At 41.0% G+C, this 17,548-nt stretch carries 13 protein-coding genes; 1 reads left to right on the top strand and 12 read right to left on the bottom strand.

Annotated elements, in window-relative coordinates; translation table 11 throughout:
- The first annotated feature begins 877 nt into the window (after positions 1–877).
- On the top strand, positions 878–1,759 hold the full coding sequence (locus AC0L7T_RS08495; RefSeq protein WP_473342124.1) for an AraC family transcriptional regulator: 882 nt from the start codon (positions 878–880) through the stop codon (positions 1,757–1,759).
- 159 nt (positions 1,760–1,918) lie between these two features.
- Here the strand turns inward: AC0L7T_RS08495 and AC0L7T_RS08490 are convergent, their stop codons facing one another.
- The 12 genes from AC0L7T_RS08490 to AC0L7T_RS08435 form a co-directional block, all read right to left on the bottom strand.
- Complete coding sequence (locus AC0L7T_RS08490) at positions 1,919–3,034, bottom strand: formylglycine-generating enzyme family protein (RefSeq protein WP_473342122.1); 1,116 nt, start codon at positions 3,032–3,034, stop codon at positions 1,919–1,921.
- Between the two features lie 146 nt (positions 3,035–3,180).
- A complete protein-coding gene (locus AC0L7T_RS08485; RefSeq protein ID WP_473342121.1) occupies positions 3,181–4,536 on the bottom strand; it encodes a purine-cytosine permease family protein in 1,356 nt (451 codons plus the stop codon).
- Positions 4,537–4,572: 36 nt separating this feature from the next.
- Entirely contained in the window at positions 4,573–5,598 is a 1,026-nt protein-coding gene (locus AC0L7T_RS08480; protein WP_473342120.1) for a carbohydrate kinase family protein, read from the bottom strand.
- A gap of 75 nt (positions 5,599–5,673) precedes the next feature.
- On the bottom strand, positions 5,674–6,798 hold the full coding sequence (locus AC0L7T_RS08475) for a Gfo/Idh/MocA family protein (protein ID WP_473342119.1): 1,125 nt from the start codon (positions 6,796–6,798) through the stop codon (positions 5,674–5,676).
- 3 nt (positions 6,799–6,801) lie between these two features.
- Positions 6,802–7,638, bottom strand: a complete 837-nt coding sequence (locus tag AC0L7T_RS08470) for a class I fructose-bisphosphate aldolase (protein ID WP_473342118.1) — start codon at positions 7,636–7,638, stop codon at positions 6,802–6,804.
- A 209-nt stretch (positions 7,639–7,847) separates the two neighbouring features.
- On the bottom strand, positions 7,848–8,771 hold the full coding sequence (locus tag AC0L7T_RS08465; protein WP_473342117.1) for a Gfo/Idh/MocA family protein: 924 nt from the start codon (positions 8,769–8,771) through the stop codon (positions 7,848–7,850).
- 56 nt (positions 8,772–8,827) lie between these two features.
- Positions 8,828–11,866 carry a PVC-type heme-binding CxxCH protein gene (locus AC0L7T_RS08460; protein WP_473342116.1) on the bottom strand — a complete coding sequence of 1,013 codons (3,039 nt, stop codon included), beginning with the start codon at positions 11,864–11,866 and terminating at the stop codon, positions 8,828–8,830.
- 55 nt (positions 11,867–11,921) lie between these two features.
- A complete protein-coding gene (locus AC0L7T_RS08455; RefSeq protein ID WP_473342115.1) occupies positions 11,922–12,854 on the bottom strand; it encodes a sugar phosphate isomerase family in 933 nt (310 codons plus the stop codon).
- A 42-nt stretch (positions 12,855–12,896) separates the two neighbouring features.
- Positions 12,897–13,664 (bottom strand): PIG-L deacetylase family protein, encoded by a 768-nt coding sequence (locus AC0L7T_RS08450; RefSeq protein ID WP_473342114.1) that lies wholly within the window; start codon positions 13,662–13,664, stop codon positions 12,897–12,899.
- Positions 13,665–13,667: 3 nt separating this feature from the next.
- Entirely contained in the window at positions 13,668–14,690 is a 1,023-nt protein-coding gene (locus AC0L7T_RS08445) for a Gfo/Idh/MocA family protein (RefSeq protein WP_473342113.1), read from the bottom strand.
- Positions 14,691–14,727: 37 nt separating this feature from the next.
- The gene (locus tag AC0L7T_RS08440) at positions 14,728–15,747 is read right to left on the bottom strand and encodes a Gfo/Idh/MocA family protein (RefSeq protein WP_473342111.1); all 1,020 of its coding nucleotides are present in this window, start codon (positions 15,745–15,747) and stop codon (positions 14,728–14,730) included.
- Between the two features lie 155 nt (positions 15,748–15,902).
- The gene (locus AC0L7T_RS08435; RefSeq protein WP_473342109.1) at positions 15,903–17,534 is read right to left on the bottom strand and encodes a RagB/SusD family nutrient uptake outer membrane protein; all 1,632 of its coding nucleotides are present in this window, start codon (positions 17,532–17,534) and stop codon (positions 15,903–15,905) included.
- Positions 17,535–17,548 lie beyond the last annotated feature (14 nt).

The following is a 17,548-nucleotide window of genomic DNA, read 5'->3' as shown; positions in this document are numbered from 1 at the left end:
CCTAAATAGCACTTGCCACATGTTCCCATTGAAAAGCTTTTCGCATTTCTAAAAAGCTTGCTCACCACTTTGCGGTTGACCTAGTGTGATATTTATTATTACCGGCTTTTCCAAGTATTACTAAAGTAGATTTGCTCTTCTCATACCAAAGGGAACAGCAACAAATAACTTTATGAGCAAACTGTAACCGCTTACAGGCTTAGCAATGTCCTATTTTGGGATTTTGGTTGCTTTTAAATTAAATAAGAGATGGATTTAGAAATCTCTATTTAAGAATAATGGCATCGCCATTTTGAAAAAAAATATTAGGTTATTCACCTCATTTACACTAACTTATAACCTAATTAATTTTAATTTAAATTATTTTAATTGATAAAGCGGGAAATTAACTTTGCTAACAGAAGCTAGTTATTCGTGAACATCTCTCTATAGGGAGTGAGAAATAATTGTTCTAAAACACAGCATGTCCAGCCCTTCAAAAAGGGCTTGGCCCAGCCGAATTATTAGACTACCATCAACTCGAAAATATATACATTTCATTAATAAAATCATTTTGGAAATTTACCTTAACAATAGTCCCAAATAGATTTTAAGTCCCCTTTCTTTATCAAGGGACTATTAATAATTAAGAAAAGGCTCTATGTCTGTTATCATTCTTTTATAACAGTATAAAAGACCAATAACCTTGACATATCTCAATCTTTAATTGGGCAAAACAGGTTATAATGGTGTATTAAGTTTTCATTTGTTGTCTTTTATAGACAATCCTACCAATTAGAAATTATTCTATAAGGCGATTTACCCTTTCCATATAAAGAGCCTTTTTTATTTACGGGTAATTTTCTAAATTAAAAGCTATTACTTTAACCCTCAAACCATGAAATGCAAAGAAATCAGATTACCTCAGGACCTTGATAAATCCTTTATTGTTTTTAGGGAAAAAGGACAGTATATCCCCTGTCCATGGCATTTTCACCCTGAATATGAGTTGGTACTGGTTTTGAAAAGTACTGGCAAGAGAATGGTAGGTGACCATATAGGGAATTTTCAAACTGGAGATTTGGTTTTAGTTGGGCCTTATTTACCCCATGTTTGGTCAAATGACCCCATTTATGTCAATGGACAAGCCACAGAGGAGGCGGATGCATTGGTGATCCAATTTAAAGAAGACTTTTTAGGTGGTGATTTCCTCAACCTTCCTGAAATGGAACCCTTCAGAAACTTTCAGAAGCTTTCGAGAAGAGGGATGGCCTTTTATGGGAAAACAAAGGAGCAAATTAATCCATTGATTATGGAAATGATCCATATGAACGGGATACAAAGGTTATCCAATTTGCTCTCCATATTTGACATTCTGGCCCATACAATGGAATACGAATTACTGGCAAGCCCCGTATATGTGGCTCAGTTGGATCCGCCCAATACGGATAGGGTATCAAAAGTTAAAAATTATATACTGAACAATTTCAATAGGGACATCAGCCTGGCAGAGGTTGCCTCCATTGCAAACATGGCCGTTTCGACATTTTGCATTTTCTTTAAGGACCAATACCGGATTACATTTGTGGAGTATTTAAATTCAATTCGGATAGGACATGCCTGCAAATTGCTAATGGAGCAGAATGATAGCATCCTGGAAGTGGCTTATAAAAGTGGCTTTAATAACCTGGCCAACTTCAACCGACAATTTAAAAAATTTAAAGCCATGACTCCCTCTCAATTCAAGAAAACCATAAATGAGACCGAAATGGCCTCTTAAATAGGTTCCCAATAAATATTGCTCTCATAGCCGCGGAGTCGCAAGAAATGTTTTCTACGTGCAGCCCCCTGGTTCAGTGAATGGACATTAAATGATTTTGACAATATTCTTTACTTTTTTCTGCAAAAAACCTGACAAAATCTTTGAATCCGCGTTTATTTATTTCTCAACGACCTTTCCAAGGCAAATTCGAAACCCATCCCGTGAATCTGAGTAAGAAGTACTATGAAGGCCTAACCTTACCGCAGATCTGGCATTTCCTGGTACGTCATAATAATTTCCTCCACGACAAACAGGTTTATAATTCTGGTCAACGGAATAAAATGCCTCATGCCCGCCTTTTGGATCAAAGTGATCCAGGACAATTTCCCAAACATTCCCCAACATGTCTGACATACCAAATCCATTTCTACCTTTCTCTCCATATTGGTCAACCGGAGACACGAAAGAAAAACCATCACTCCATGGCACTTTAGCCAATGGCCATGTCTTGTTCCTTCCCGGTAAAAAATCAACACTTGAAATATTTAAACGTCCTTCTCCATCCCTGAGGTCATTTCCCCACCAAAAATAAGTACTTCCTTCATTTCCTCCACGACAGGCATATGCCCATTCCGCCTCAGTAGGTAGTCGGTATTCCATTCCCTCCGGAAGTCTACCTGCTGCTCTTTCCTTATCTGTCAACCAAGCCCCAAAGGCATTTCCATCATTCCAGCTAACACATACTACCGGATAATCATCTCTCAGTGGAAAGCCAAAATTCGGATCTCTCCAACTTTTATCTTCTGCTTTGATCCATGGATGAGGAGGTGCTAAGCCTGAGATTTTCCATTCCGGATCAAAAACCTGGGTCATGCCTCCTGGTTTTTCAGCATCGGTAATGTATCCACTTTCCTTTACAAATTGTCTGAATTGTCCTACTGTAACTTCAGTCCTACCCATCCAAAACCCATTCTTCACTTCCATGGGGCGAGGGTATTCACCTTCATAAGACTCTCTTTCGGTACCTGCAGTTGCTCCTCCTTCAGGTCCTGTGGCCCAGGCTTTTTCTTCTGGCGTGCTTCCCATGTGAAATTTACCTGCAGGTAGATAAACAATCTCAAGAGAAACGGCATTGCCCAAATCAATATTTTTGGATTTTGGGTCGGCTTTGTTTGGATCCAAATCCTTAGAAAGCAAACTGGCTGGGCTTACCGATTTGTTTGGTGAATAATAAATTGAAGGGCCTATCAAAACGCCCATTCCCAATAAAGACAATACAAGCAAACTTTTCATAAGATTATTATTTTCAGTTCCCGATTACTTTTTGAAAAAAAATGGTCTTGCAACTGCATTTCCAAGACCATCTCTCACGCTAATATACTTTTGGCAATAGGCTGCGAAAATTGAGATGGAAGCCATCCAGATTCAATTGCATTTTGTTATTTCTGTGATTTCTTTGAGGAAAACCATTTTTTCAATTGGGTTTCAGGAGTAAGTCCCTGATTAAGTGCAAGGCGCATCCATGCATAATAAATTACTCCCGTCGTTATCATTCCATTTATTAATGAGATGAAAAACTCCTGACTAAAATATCCCACTAAAAATCCTATAATCCACGCCAAAAAGGCTGCGGGATTGATTACCATATCGGGTTTGCCATCGGCCTTTTCATAGAGATCTCTTTTTTCAGGAAATAACCAATAATCTATAATCACCGTCATGGCAATGGGACCAATCACCCAAGACAAGAACTGAAGGAAGAAGTTGAATATTTGATCAGGTCCATACCAGGCAAAAAACAAAGCAATTCCCCATGAAATAAGTAACACGAGCTTTCTGTTTTTCTCTTCAGTCTTATATTTTGGCATTGGAGGAGTTGACATCATATTGGCTCCGAAATAAATCGCTGCCATGGCAGTAGACCAGGAACCCAGGAATATGGCAAGGAAAGAAATTTCCAAAAGACCGAACTGGTCCATAATTAGGAAAATATTCCACTCTCCGGTAGCAAGCGCACCTAGTGTAGCACCGATGTATTGAAAGACCATCATTACGCCATAGGTCAAAAACAAACCTATTGCTGCCTGTTTCCCAGTTTTATAAAACCTTGTAAAATCGGATATTACTGTATTCGCATGCAACCATCCACCAGCTGCAGCGGTGAAAACAACAAAAGAAGAAGCGGAAGCTACCGGAGATTTATCAATAATTGCCATTAATCCACCACCAGCATCCAATGCGCCCCAAACGGTAACAATCAAAATAAATACTATCGCAGGAACAGCCAAATAATTCACATAGGCGATCCATTTCATGGTTTTGTAGGCAGGAATAAGGAATAATATGGCCATTAAGAGCGTAATTCCATAAAAGAGCACCGGAGAATCAAGGCTTACCCCAATTATCCCCGTAAAAGAATCCCTGGTTAAGTTTAAGATCACCGCAAACCAAATGACAGTGGTAATGGCTATTATAAAATTTGGAAGCAAAACCCCCTTGACACCATAGGAATACCTGAAAATCATGGCGCTGGTATACCCGGTTCTTGCTCCTATTATCCCAATTAAAATGGCCACTAAACTGTTAAAAACACCTGCCATGGCAATAACAATGACAGCATCTTTAAATGCCAGTTGGGACCCTACCAGTCCCCCTACCAGCAAACTGGTAACGGTAAGAACTAGACCCCAAAGGATAAAGGTGTTGCTCCAAAAGCCCAGGCGTTTGGAAGCAGGTAATCTAGACCTGACTTCGTCTCCTCTTTCTAATTCATTTTCAATAGTTGTTTCTTTCATGGAGGTTTTAATTTTTACATTGATATTTAAACAAAATCATAATTTTCTATAACCATATTTATTACCTAATTGAAGACATTCCATCCAAGGCAAAATGGCCTCGGAGGCGGTATTGTCCATAAGGCTAGTAGCCGCCACATTGACACCTAACTGGAGAGAAGCCTCCATCTGCCAACCTTCATGCATCCCAGCCAAAACTCCGGCAGCAAATGCATCTCCGGCACCAACTGTCCCTTTCACCAATGTTTTAGGCATTTTTATACATGGCTGAAGAATTTGATGCCCCTCTTTATTCATTGCCAGGGCCCCATTGGGAAAATGTATGACCACCCAACTAAGCACGCCCATATCAAGGAGTTTTTTTGCAGCTTTAAAACCATTGGCAATCATAAAGACGTGGTCGGTGTCCAATAATTGAATTCCAGTAAGGTTATGCGCTTCCAGCTCATTGATAAAAAGGAAATCAATAAAAGGAAGTGAAGAAGGAATCACCTCCGTATACCGATCTGATTGTTCACTTACAATATCAGCAGAGGTATACATTCCTGCCTCCTTTGCCCTTCTTAAAACTTTCGCAGCTCCGGAAAGCCCATCCGATTGAATTCTGTCCAAATTATCCAATAAAAGCAAATAGCCTAAATGGAAAAATTTCGCCTTCGAAACCTCAAAATCAAAATCATCCTCTTCCAATAAAGCATTGGCCCCACGGTGGTGAAAAAAGGTTCGTTTTCCTGTAGAACAAACCGTCATCACATCAGTAAAGGAGGTATCTACTCCTTTCAAACGCTTCATTTGTCTGGTTTCTAAACCCAACCTTTCACATTGATCCAAAATATCGTCACCGTATTCATCGTCACCCAACACGCCTACCCCTTCGAGTGGAATTGAAAAGTCCATTTTACGAATGGCTTTCAACACATTGAAAGGAGCGCCTCCGTTTCCTGAATTTTGGCTTATAATATTGGCCAGGGCATTTTCATTTGGATACACATCAATCATTTTGATGAAATCCAAAATCCAATTCCCCCCAGCCAATATGCCTACTCTATTGCTTTTTTCCATTATTTCATCGAGTCAAATCCAGCTATAGGTGATTTTGTGAAATAACAATTTATTGCATTTGCCATCTAACAATATTTAAGGTATAACAATGGCTGATTTTGTTTCGTGAGACTTTAAGGCTGCAGCAAAAACCTGATGGCTCATAACTGCTTCTTCGGGAGTTACACACCCCAGTCTTCCTTCCAGGAATCCTTCTCTTTCAGCAAAATAGGCAGCTAGCATCTGCATGAAACAATCAGTGAATCCAGGTTCAAATATTCCACCTGTAATAGTGGTAAATGGAACCTGAAAACCCAGGTCAACTCTTTGCCAAACCTGCTCTTTTTCCCGACTGAATTTCCATAACACTTTGGTATCTTTGGTACTGTACCTTACACCACCTTCGGTGCCCAAAACTTCAATGAACCAAGAGTTCGTTTCCCCTGGAGCCAGGCGCTTCATTTCCAACATCATCGGCACATCTTCCCCTTCAATGGATATGGTAGAAGAAAGATGCGCATTGTTCCAGGTGTCACATTCACTCCATCCTCCTTTTCCATCAGGCCTTTTTGTTACTATCTTCTGAAGCTGGGCATATACCCTGCTGGGTTTCCAGCCCATCCTCAATGGAATATGCATTACATGCATTCCTAAATCACCCATTACACCAATATCACCACAAAACCTGGATTGCCTTTTCCAATTAATTGGCTTAAGCGGATCCATATCACTTGAATGGCAAAACCCGGCTTTTACCTCAATGATTTTACCAAGTCTTCCGGATAAAATTTCTTGGATCACCTGTTGGCCTCCAGGGAAATAGGGCATTTCAGAACTACACCTTACAAAACGACCTGATTCATCTATCTTATTTTTGATAATTTGGGCCGCTTCAAGATTTATCCCGAATGGCTTCTCAGCAAATAAATCTTTTCCTGCTTCCAGTACTTTCAGGTAATATTCTTCATGCAGGTGATGCGGAAGGGCTACATAGACAACATCCACATTTGGGGAATCAAGCAAAGCTTTGTAATCAGTGGTCAGCAAATCAATGGTAGGAATCTGTTCATACCATTTTAAAGCCTCCTCATTGATGTCACAAACAGCTTTTAAAACAACCTTCAAGGGATAATCATTGAGGACAAACCACCTACCAAGCGCACTCGCCACCTCTTTGCCCATCAGGCCTCCTCCTATTATTCCTACGTTAATGGTTTTCATTTCCTAATTTGACTTTAATAAACCCCTCACTTCAGCCGGAGTGGCATCATTGTGAACAATAGCCATTAGGGCTCTGGTCATTCCTCCTGGATTGGCATGCTGCACTACATTTCTGCCATAGACTATGCCTTTTGCTCCTTGCTTCATAAGTCGATAGGTTCTATCCAATATTTCTTCGTCACTGGCGCGTCCTCCACCTCTTACCAATACAGGGATGTCACCAGCCACTTCGATTACTTTATGGTATTCTTCCACATCATCTGTTGGATCCGCTTTGATTAAATCTGCACCCAATTCAGCTGCCTGTCTTACCATTGGCGTAATCAGTTTTATATTGCCATCCACCATGTAACCACCTGCTTTATTATTGGGTTGGAAAACCAGTGGCTCGATCATCAGAGGCATTCCATAATAATCACACAAAGGTTTTAGCTTTAGTATATTCTGGATACAATGGTCCGTAACTTCAGGTGCTCCAGGGATGTTAAATAAATTGACAACAACACATGCCGCATCCAGTCGGACAGCCTGTAAAACCGGATCTTCTATCATCCTACTGTACAAAACCTCCTGCAATTCAAGACCATACACATTCGCCACATCGGTTCTTAAAACCAGCGCAGGCTTTCTCTTACCTGGAACTGATTGTAAATGACGGGCTTGGCCAACGGTCAATTGGATAGCGTCTGGATCAGCATCGATCAAAACTTTGACAGATTTTGAAATATTCTCTATTCCACTCAAAAAAGTATATTCACTGAAAAACCCATGGTCAATGGCTACATCAAAACATTTTCCAGATTTCTCGTTAAAAAGCCTGTTGATTCTACTTAATTTCATACTATTTTTATTTACTAAGGTTATTTCGTTTGATTGAATTAAACCCGGATTATGTAATAGAATTCGTGATGAGTGTTGCAATCGCAAGAAAATCAGGCTGTTTGGAGATTTTAGCATAGCACCGCTATGGTGAAATTGAAAACAGCAACGAAGTGGCTGATTTTAAAGCGATTTCAGCACGTAATAGATTGTCTATTGCATATTTCGGGTTAAATTTTAATTCTATTAATGGTATCGCTAATTTTTATGGGCTTTCCACCCTGTCTTTTACTTTCATCAGCGGCTTCCATGAAAGCATAAATCTCAATGGTTTCTTCTGGAGCTACTGGTAATTTACCTGTCCCGAAAAAGTCATCTATGGCCCTAACCAACCTCTGATAACCTTCAAATTTTCCTATTGAATTAATTCCATCTGTACCAAAAACGGTCCCTCCGAAACCAACTTTCCCCTCTCGAATCCCTCTGAAATAACCCAACTTATCACCAGGCCATTTTCCTACAATCAAGTCAGTTCCATTGGTTGAGGTCCTTGTTACCGTTTCACAGCCTGTTCCCATCACACTATAGAGCGATTCTATCCCATGGATACCATCCCAGAACATATCCACATGGGCTTGTTGGAGGGGAGCAGGACCGTAGGTCTGCGCTCCCAATAATTCCCCCACATATTCCCCTGCTTTAATCGATGTGTTTTGGCTTCCGTAGCGTAGGGCAGAAGAGCTAAATACTTTGACTCCATAACGATTGGCTTCATGGAAAATCCTCATCACATTTTCCAAATTCTCGGCCAATGGTTTGTCGATATAAACCGGCTTCCCTGCTTTCAACACAGGCAAGACCTGCTCCAAATGTGGTCGCCCATCGTTGGTCAATAGCATTAAAGCATCCGACTTTTCAATGACTGTTTCAATTGAATTAACTGTAGCAACCCCTTGTTTACCAATCCTCTCAGAAAAGTTTTGCAACCGTTCTTCAGAGAATTCCACGTCGGGATTTCCTTCTGGGTGGTAAATCGCTACTACTTTACAATTGTACCCTTTGCCATTGGTATCCACTGCATTTAGAATCTCAGTAAAGTCTGCACTGTGTACAGAAAGGCCAATAATACCTACGCTAATTTTCAGCTTAACCATTGTTTTTCGTCTCCTGCTTTAGAATGAATGTACTCGAATGAAATAGGGTCGTGAAATTAGGGTAAAACCCGCATGATGCCTCTCATCACAGGCGCATGTCCCGGGAAAGTGCATACAAACTGATACTCACCCGGCTTGGTTGGTGCTTTAAACTTCATTGTTTCCACTGTTTTGCCATTTAGCAATTTGGAAGCGGCTATTATTTTCGGGCTTTCGGGAAGATATTGTTTGGCAGGGCCATCGTCCCCCAAGGCTATGGCCAATGAGGCTATTTCATCCGCAGCACCTGGTTCTACAATAACAATATTGTGTTCCATCAGGTCTTTGTTATCCACCGTCAGTTCTATTTGCTGACCAGCCTTAACCGTAAATTCTGAAACATCGAATGCAAGCAACTCAGCTACAATGGTCAACTTTGCAATGGGATCTTTTTGTAGTTCTAGTTTTCGTTTCCCACTTTCATTCGCTTTCTTAGCTGGTGCCATATTGGCATGACCTTTCATGTCTTCATGCTTCGTCTCCACCTTGGTAGAATCTGAATCCGTCCAGAATTTTTCATAGAAGGTTCTATTTTGCATTCCTGTAATGTCACCTGAAGTACCTCCACGTCTATGAGATTCCCTATCGCTCCAAAACCAGGCAACTTTTTGTGCTGCAATTCTAGCTTTTTCCTCCGGGGATTTTAATACTGTCGTAAGCAAGTCCCTGTTTTTAACATTGTGTTGCTGGTGGAGCCATAAAATCTCCAACATCGGAAGCGCATCCTCTTTACTTTGAGGGTCAAGTGTCTTTGCATAAGCCTGCGCTTTCTCTATCACTTCCTTGGTCTCCCTGCCACTCAATTCAATCCTGACAGAATGCCTAATGCCATCCACAGGACTTCTAAACAGTTCCAGAAGCTTCTCTACAGGTTCCCCGTAAATGGCTACCGGCTCCTGAAGTGGTCTGTTTTTTGCAGTTATGCGGTAAATTCTACCATGTGCCTGATCCCTGTTGATGTCCCTGAGATTATAGGGGGAATGGGTAATGATCGCATTGTGCCAATCCCCAAAGTACAAGGCCCCGTCTTTTCCTATTACCCCATCAGAAGGACGGAAGTTAGGGTCACCTGTGTAACCCGGAGGCACAACCCTAGGTTGGGCTTCAGAGGAAGGACGGAAGGTTGGATCATTTCCTGTAAATACCAGGTCTCCTGCTTCTACACCTTCTACCACTCCTAATTCCTTGTATTCTAATTGGTACCTTTTTATCCCCTGGAATCCAATCACATTATAAATCAAGAAATTATTTTCGTATTTGTCTGGAAAATGCTGGCTTGATAAAATTTGATTGGAGGTAATTGGTCGGATGGTTTGTTTGAACAAAGGCCTTTTGTCAAATTCATTGGTATCGGTTCTGGAAGTAACCGTCCTTTTGTAGTAAACCTGAAAAGCTTTTCCGGTTGTACCATCCGTAATTAGCGGATTGCCCCACCTATCGATACTGATACCATGTGCATTGGGGGTATTTTCCACCATAAATGAAAAGTCAGAAGTCCTTGGATTAAATCGATAAAGTCCCGGTGTTCCTGATTCTTCACTTTTCCGGTAAGGTGTTTCTACATTTTCAAGGATGAAAATCCCTCTTTGGTAATAGATATTGCCATCTGGAGAGTAAATAAGGTTATTCGCCGTATGATGGGAATCATCCGATCCCAAGCCTCCAAAAAGACGTTCTTTAAAATCGGCCACGCCGTCACCATCGGTATCTTTAAGAAACCAAACATCGGGAGCAGATATAACGATTACCCCACCATTCCAGAATTCAAAGCCTGTAGGATGTGGAACATAAGCAAAAGTGGTTACTTTATCCGCTTTGCCATCACCATCCTCATCACTGAGATAAGCCAATCTATCACTCATCTCTCTTCCAGGCTCCCATTTTGGATAAGTAGACCAGGAGGCTACCCAGATGTTCCCTTTAGTATCCACCTGCAATGCAACAGGGTTGATGATCTCTGGGAATTCATCCTCAGCAGCAAACAGATTAACTTCCAGATCATCAGGGACGGTCATTCTTTCAATGGCTTCCTCTGGATCTATATAAGTTAAATCTCTAACAATATGGGTGCCTACCATTATAGGGTCGGGCATGTTACTGTCATCCACTTCCATGTCTTCACCATTGGCTCTGGCCCATATCTTCTCATCCCTATTGGCGGCCATCACATCCAACATCTCTAATTCCCTCTGAAGGGTTTTATAATTGCCATCTTGTATGGATCGCGTTCCCCAAACATCATTGCCACTAATGGCACGATACCGGTGAAACCAATAAAGGTTTTTGTCTTGAACGGTAGATCTTATGGAATCCAAAGCTACCAAATCGGCACTGACCCCACCACCCATTAGGGTTTCAGCAATGTATTTACCCACTTCCTGGTTTCCTTTTTCATTCAAATGGATACCATTTATAGTCAATGGTTCTTCTATAGATTCATACATTTGCTTGGTTGCATCAAACAAATTAACAAAGACAACCCCTTTCTCCTCAGCCACTTCATCCATGGCCTGGGTATAGGCCTGCAAGCGGGAATTGTTTTCGGAACCATCAGGAAGATTGGGAGAACCTAGGTCTTCATGTGCAATTGGCGAAAACAATACAACTTTGGGTACATTCACAGAATCATATTTCTGCGTACGCACATGATCAATCCAAAGAGAAAGCTGTTTTTTAAATGTCTCAGGTTGGTTATCAAAAGATTCATTGTACCCGAAAAAGGAGAAGATTACATTGGCCTTAACGTTTGACAAATGACTATCGCTGTCTCCAAACCCTTCATGGGCCCTGGGTCTGTAATGCACCTGATCTCCTGAATAACCCAGGTTTCTGAAAACTAGCTTTTTGCCCGGGCTAGCAGCTTGAAGATAAGTCTCCATCCATCCATCATGTTGGAATCGTTCAGCCAATGAATTCCCAACAATGGCAATTCTATCCCCTTCACTGAACGAAAAATCAGACTCACTGGAACATGCCCCTAAATAAACCAGGCTAACCAGGAGGAATAAGGAACGAACCACCCTAATAGGGTTTTTCGAATTTGTCAATAATCTCATTTAGAATTTAATTTAAATAAATATTAATTTTCCAACCTATTGGATAGTAGTCTCCTTAATGCATTTCTACAGAACAGGTACCTAAACCCGGGGCATAGAAGTTAAACTTTACATTGGGATGATCTGCCAAAACCGACATAGGCACGGAAGTATCTGGTATTTTATTGGATATCATGTAGGTGGTCAGTCTTTGACCAAAAGGATTGTCATGGGCCCCGGCGTGCCAAATAGATACTTGATCCGTTTCCCATGTTTCCTTAGGCCCTACCGTCACAGCTTGTGTAGGTATCAAAGGAACATTTCCTCCACAATGTAACCTTGAGTTTTGTTGAATAGTAATAGGGTGCAAATCCAAAACCCTGGTTGGTAGTTTTTTGTATTCCTCCACCGTTTGTGGATTGTCCTTATATTTCCCTTCACGTTTTGGTGGCTCATTAAAGGCCCAATGCTTGACATCGCCCTGTCCACCTTGCATGATTAAACATTTGGCATGTTTCCAGCTTTCTATAAATTTGGCGGTATCAGCCTGCGGGAAATGTATGTTTTCCTCTGGCATGGCCAGCTTTTTGTCTATCCTGCTATAACAAAGGTCATTGAATGCTTTTTTGAAGGATAGGGAGTGATTGGCGGAAACTTCCTTGCCGTCAACCACCCATTCATCCATAGACCAGAAATGAGCGTGTTTTAGGGAAATCTGCAATTCATTGACCAACCTAGCCACAAGGGGTAATTGTTCTGTAGGGCCAATGGGGCCACAAATCCCTACTGGATTGTCAGCAGTAGCTTTTTTCCAGGTAGTAATGTATTCCAGGGCTTCGGCAAGGTAAAACTCTTCTATGGTATCATAAAAAACCACCTCAAAGCCAGGTCTGGATAATTTTATCATATCTGCCGGAGTCATGCTGGCAATTTGATCGGTGATTTTACTGCCTAAATCCAAGGTGGTATAATCCCACCAATCCGGAGCTATTGAACTTATCTTTCTCATATCTTTTTTCGTTAATTTATAGTTTTACAATTTGACACCTGCCTATACTTTGCATGGGGAATAAACCTCTCCCAGACCTTTAAGTGGATCAAATTCTGACTCTGAAAATCCAAAGTGGGTCCTTCTTCTCCATCCTTCTGCATGCACAAAGCCTTCGGACATTGTGCCTACCTCTATGGAAAAATTTTCCATAGCAGCGATGTAAGAATTCATTTTCTGACTGTCTTCCAGCCAGTTTTTTTGACTTTTATGGGCATCTAAAGCTTCTCTTTTGATGGGTTGAACCGATTCAGTATCGATAAATATCCCCGGCACAACTTTTTGACCCAGAGGATCCAAAAGTCCATGTGGAAGGGCATGATATATGGCGCAATTGTAATTGGAAACTGCTGGAAAGGATGCCTTAAAATTGGGTACACCCCTAACAAATGCAGCCGTTACTGCCAAACGGCAAGCATTCATATGATCCTCCATATAATCTGTAGGTGAATGCGTAAGGATAATACTTGGCTTTACTTTGCGAATAATCCCCGTCAATGCTTTTAGCGTTTCAACTTCATAGAAAATTTCAAAATCGTCACAAATAGGAGGATGAAATACTGCACCCAATATCTTTGCGGCATTTTGTGCCTCAAGCAACCTTATCTTGGCAGTAGTGATCGAATCCGTCTCAGTGCTTCCACAATTTCCTGAAGATAAATTCATATAATGGATTTCATATCCCGCATTTTTTAACAATACCAATGTACCAGCCATCATAAACTCAATATCATCAGGATGCGCTGCAATTGCCATAGCTATTTTATCCATCAATTATAGCTTTACACTTTTCCCAGTAGCGGCAGATTTGTCAGCAGCAAAAATGACTTCATGTGTTTTCATGGCCTCTTTCAATCCTGTTAAAGGCATGTCTGTCCCATTATTTATGGATTGGAAAAAGGAATCAAACTGCAATTGATAAGGATGGTCAGCCACATCGCCAGAATCCAACATTTTCATGGACAGTTCACTCCACCTTGTTTTATCCGACTTTAGTTTATTCGAGTGAAATTTATTGTCTAAAATAGACCCTTCACTTCCAAACAAATGGGTATGGAAATAGTAAGGCTGCAAACAATCTACACTTGCTGCACACTTGGCAATTTTTCCACTATTGAATTTCAGAATGGTTACACTGGTTGTGGTATATTCGTAAGGTTTGAAAATCTCGCTTTTGGTTTTGGTATCATAACTGGTAACCTCTTCAACATCAGAACCCATAAACATTAGAAGGGAATCCAAAGCGTGACATCCTGCTGTTAGCAAAGAGCTTCCTCCACCGGTTTTCTTCGCATTCCATTCAAATTGTCCGTACCAGGGACCTATACCATGCAGGTAATCAATTTCCCCATAATGGATGTCTCCGATCAATCCCTGATCTACTACTTCTTTTGTGGAAATAAACTGGTTGGACCACCTGCATTCAAAGCAAATACAAAATTTCACATCTGCAGCTTTCACCGCTTTTTCAATTTCCTTGCAATCGTCCCAGGACAAAGCCATTGGTTTTTCCAAAATGATATGTTTACCCGCCTTTGCTGCGGCCAATGCATGTTCAGTATGTTGATAGGTGTAACTACATATGGAAACCGCATCAATACTGCTGTCCTTCAACATTTCGTCAAGGTCAGTATAAGACTTAATGTCTGTTCCCCAGGTTTTGCTTAATTCGGCATCGTCATGTTTTCTGGATGAAAAAATAGCAGAAACCTGAGCGAATTCTCCAGCGTTTATCGCATTTATGTGTGCTGTAGCTACCCAACCGTATCCAATAATTCCAACATTCAATTTTTTCATAATTACCTCTTTATTAAATAGTTAAAAGTTCAATTGATTATTTTAAAGCCTTTTGTAATATTTTGTCCAGGGATTTTTTTTTTCCTCCTTTGTTTTTACTTTCCTGAGCCGCTTCCATAAAAGCATAGATTTCAAAGGTTTCTTCTGCTGATACAGGAGCTTTATTTTGAAGGAAAAATTCAACTACTTTGACAACCAGGGATCGATAACCTGTAAATGAACCAAGATCCACAATTTCTTTTTCCTTGAACACCGTACCTCCAAAATCTCGTTTCCCTTCTCTGATGCCTCTAAAAACACCAACCCTGCCATCTTTCCAGTATCCAATTACCAGGTCTTCGGCATCTGAATGTTGCACTTGCTGTACTTCCACACAACCTGGTCCCATTACGGTGAATAAATATTCAATGCCATGAATCCCATACCAAAACAAGTCTGTATGACTCTTTTCCAAAGCCGCAGGACTAAAAGTATGGGCACTTATCACCTCAGAAGGGTTGATGCTCTGAGCGCTTTCCATGTACCGTAATGCTGAGGAGGAAAAAATGGGCACACCATATTTCTCTGCCTCTTTGTAGATGTCCACCACTCCTTGTAAATCCTCTGCAACAGGCTTGTCTACAAATACAGGTTTTCCTGCTTTCAGCGCTGGGAGAACTTCCTTCATATGAGGTCTGCCGTCATTGGTCTCTATCATCACCACGTCCACCATCTCAATTAATTGATCCATGGAATCAACCATGGCAACCCCCATCTCCTCCACATCTTTTTGATAACTGCTAAGTTGTTCTGGAGTGAAGTCAACATCGGGGTTTCCAGGTGGGTGGTACAATGCCACCATTTTACAACCAAAAAGGTCTTTCTTTTTATTTGGGTCGTTTAGTATTTTTGAAAATGCCGCACTATGGACCGATAAGCCTACCAGACCTACCTTTAAGTCTTCCCTTGGAAGGTTTTTGGCTATAGAAAATAAGGGCTGCCCCAATAAGCTTAACCCAACTCCCCCAAAGGATAGCTTTTTAACAAAATTCCTGCGTACTATTTTATTTTCGACCATTTACTCTATTGATTAAATATTACTTCTTTCAGTTCCTGTCTTTAAAATCACCCCCATTGGGAGACGATAAAACCTATTCCATTTTTTTGAAACAAGATCTATGACTCGTCTCCCGCATGTTAGTGGTTTGCTACCTTTATTCAGTACACACAGAATTAATAACCTGGGTTTTGCTCCAATGCCGAATTGATATCAATTTCTGATAAAGGAATTGGAATCAATTCCATGTCTTCTGTTATGCTTCCTGTTTTATCAATTACTTTATAATGACCGCTCATAGGGCCAGACGTTTCCACAGAGTAATCCGTGTAATTGGCAGGGTCATCGGTCAATTTCATACCATAGAATTGTCGGTTCATCACTTCTTCATATATCCCCCACCTACGGATATCCATGTACCTGATTGTTCGTTCGATACAGAACTCAACCCTTCTTTCTCTCCGCAAAATTTCTGTAAGCATTGCAGGGTCAGTTTCTGTAACCATGGGCATCATTACAGCCGCTCTTCCTCTAACCTGGTTAATCGTCAAATCAAGAAGGTCTTGATCAATTTGGTCACCATTTTCAATTTTAGCCTCTAAATAGCTCAACAGCACTTCTGCGTACCTCAACAAAATGATATCGTCTCCTGAATTTCCAAAATCACCTGCATAATCTTCAGTAACATATTTCTTCCACCCATAGCCAGTGGCACCTGGCAAAGCTGCAATGTTGTTGGAAGCCCTATCTGGATGAGCTAAAAACAGCCTTCCTCTAAATTCGGTGTATTCTGGAAGAAAAATACTGGCATAAAGCCTTGGATCCCTGTTGTCAAATGGGTTTTCGGGATCGTACAATGGCGAATCTTCTATAGGAAGACCATCATTCATTAAAAACGCATCTACCATGTCCTGATAGGGATTGACTTCTGAATATCCCCCGTAAAATTCTGGGTGGTGGTTTCTTTGGTTGTGTGTGTTCCCATAAAGACCAGCAATACAATTGGTAGACAGGATAATCTCGCTACTCCCCTCACCTGCTTCTTCAAAAATCGTCTTATACCTGGGGTCTATTTCATGCACCTGCAGCCCAATAATGGCTTCATAAACAGCAATTGCCTCAGCCCATTTTTCATCAATCATCAACAATCTTCCTTTGATACCCAATGAGGCAGCTTTAACTATTCTGCCTTTTTCATTCTCTGGCCTGCTGGCAGGAAGATCTACAGCCGCTGCGGTAAGTTCCTGTATGGCGAAATTCACCACTTCAGTCTTTGAATTTCGGGTTTGCGTATTGGCTTCTTCAATGGTCATTACATTGGTGATCAACGGAACACCTCCGTAAAGCAGTGACATATAGAAATATTCGTAAGCCCTTAAAAATTTAACTTCTGCAATCCACTCAGCCTTTAGTGTCTGATCCATTTCTACCCGCTCAATGTTCTCGAGGAAATAATTGGCTTTGAAGATGGTCCTGTACGCCCTTTGCCAAATGGCCAAAACCACTTGCGTATCAGCCGCTCTTAAGTAGCCACTGTAAATGTTCCCAACAGAACCAAATTTATAGCTGGAGTCATCTGTTGCACTAGATAGAATCAGTAATTCATTTGTATAGGAGTTATTGCCTACATTACTACCATTATAAACACCAGTGAGCGCAAGCATGGCATCACTTTGACTGTTCCAGAAGGACCCTTCTGACAACTGAACCAAGGGTTGTTCATCCAACCAATCCTGGCAACCGGTTTGACCCATCAAGATCAGAATAGACAAAACACTAACTAAGCCTAATTTTTTATATGTTTTCATAATCTGAATATCTT

This window comes from Cyclobacterium sp. 10D3-21, from assembly GCF_055809755.1.
The sequence above is the reverse complement of the archived record's forward strand: the minus strand, read 5'-3'. Positions and strand labels throughout refer to the sequence as shown.

Excerpts from the sequence above, each read along its gene's own strand:
- AC0L7T_RS08495 (WP_473342124.1), top strand. The coding sequence starts at position 878 with ATGAAATGCAAAGAAATCAGATTACCTCAGGACCTTGATAAATCCTTT.
- AC0L7T_RS08490 (WP_473342122.1), bottom strand. The coding sequence starts at position 3,034 with ATGAAAAGTTTGCTTGTATTGTCTTTATTGGGAATGGGCGTTTTGATA.
- AC0L7T_RS08485 (WP_473342121.1), bottom strand. The coding sequence starts at position 4,536 with ATGAAAGAAACAACTATTGAAAATGAATTAGAAAGAGGAGACGAAGTC.
- AC0L7T_RS08480 (WP_473342120.1), bottom strand. The coding sequence starts at position 5,598 with ATGGAAAAAAGCAATAGAGTAGGCATATTGGCTGGGGGGAATTGGATT.
- AC0L7T_RS08475 (WP_473342119.1), bottom strand. The coding sequence starts at position 6,798 with ATGAAAACCATTAACGTAGGAATAATAGGAGGAGGCCTGATGGGCAAA.
- AC0L7T_RS08470 (WP_473342118.1), bottom strand. The coding sequence starts at position 7,638 with ATGAAATTAAGTAGAATCAACAGGCTTTTTAACGAGAAATCTGGAAAA.
- AC0L7T_RS08465 (WP_473342117.1), bottom strand. The coding sequence starts at position 8,771 with ATGGTTAAGCTGAAAATTAGCGTAGGTATTATTGGCCTTTCTGTACAC.
- AC0L7T_RS08460 (WP_473342116.1), bottom strand. The coding sequence starts at position 11,866 with ATGAGATTATTGACAAATTCGAAAAACCCTATTAGGGTGGTTCGTTCC.
- AC0L7T_RS08455 (WP_473342115.1), bottom strand. The coding sequence starts at position 12,854 with ATGAGAAAGATAAGTTCAATAGCTCCGGATTGGTGGGATTATACCACC.
- AC0L7T_RS08450 (WP_473342114.1), bottom strand. The coding sequence starts at position 13,664 with ATGGATAAAATAGCTATGGCAATTGCAGCGCATCCTGATGATATTGAG.
- AC0L7T_RS08445 (WP_473342113.1), bottom strand. The coding sequence starts at position 14,690 with ATGAAAAAATTGAATGTTGGAATTATTGGATACGGTTGGGTAGCTACA.
- AC0L7T_RS08440 (WP_473342111.1), bottom strand. The coding sequence starts at position 15,747 with ATGGTCGAAAATAAAATAGTACGCAGGAATTTTGTTAAAAAGCTATCC.
- AC0L7T_RS08435 (WP_473342109.1), bottom strand. The coding sequence starts at position 17,534 with ATGAAAACATATAAAAAATTAGGCTTAGTTAGTGTTTTGTCTATTCTG.